General features: G+C 44.3%; 1 protein-coding gene and 1 pseudogene. Both read left to right on the top strand.

The annotated features are described in order from the left end of the window. Positions 1 to 254: pseudogene (locus tag A3738_RS26945) on the top strand (NAD(+)/NADH kinase); the annotation flags it as partial. Positions 255 to 264: 10 nt separating this feature from the next. Continuing rightward, positions 265 to 1,060: metallophosphoesterase (locus A3738_RS26950; RefSeq protein ID WP_068763979.1), on the top strand; the 796-nt coding region annotated here is incomplete at its 3' end.

Here is a 1,060-nt window from a genome sequence, read left to right on the forward strand (position 1 = left end):
TCCCTCATACGCTGAGTAGCAGACCTATTGTGGTAGACGGGAAAAGTGAAATAAAGATTGTGATTGGTGAAGCGAACGAGATATATCCACAAGTAAGTTGTGATGGCCAGTATCACATTCCTGTAGCGCCAGGTGACACAGTTAGTATCACCAAAAAACCTTACTTAGTAAGATTGATTCATCCAACCTCGCACAATTTCTATGAAACGTGTCGTAAGAAGCTAGGTTGGGCTCATAACTTAATTGAGAGTTAAGTGACGTAGTATGAGTGAACATGTTCAAGGTTATGACCTGATCGGTGACGTTCATGGATGCGCCCAAACGCTAGAAAAGCTGCTGCTTAAAATGGGCTATCAACATGAAAACGGATGTTTTCGCCATGATAGTCGAAAGGTCATTTTTGTTGGTGATATTGTCGACAGAGGTCCTCGTATTCGCGAGGCTCTTCATATCGTTAAAAACATGGTGGATGCTGGCCAGGCTGAAATTGTGTTGGGTAATCATGAATATAATGCGATGTGTTATTGCACGCGTGGTCGCGATGCCGAAGATCATTTGTTCTTGCGTGAGCATAACGCGCGTAATCATCGCCAAATACGCGAAACGCTGGAGCAGTTTGAACCATACCCCGAAGAATGGCAGATGTTCCTGTCATGGTTTCATACGATCCCCTTGTATCTCGACAAGGGCCATTTTCGAGTCGTGCATGCTTGTTGGGATCGCCATGCTATCGAACATTTTAATACGATGAGTCCTTCTCGTAGCTTGTCGATGGATATGTTGTATGAGTCTGCTCGCGATGGAACCTTTCTAGAAAAAATGGTCGATCGCATGACGCGAGGCACATCATTAAAGCTTCCTGATGGGGAGAGCATCGTTAGTAAGGATGGGTATATCCGCAATATGTTCCGGACTAAGTTTTGGAACGATGACCCTAAAACCTATTCAGATGTTGTATTTCAGCCTGACCCATTGCCTGATGGATTGCTGGATCGAAAACTCTCTGAGCAAGAGTTAGATCATTTGATGTATTACGGCAAAGACGAGGTGCCAGTATTTG

This window comes from Oleiphilus sp. HI0066, from assembly GCF_001635725.1.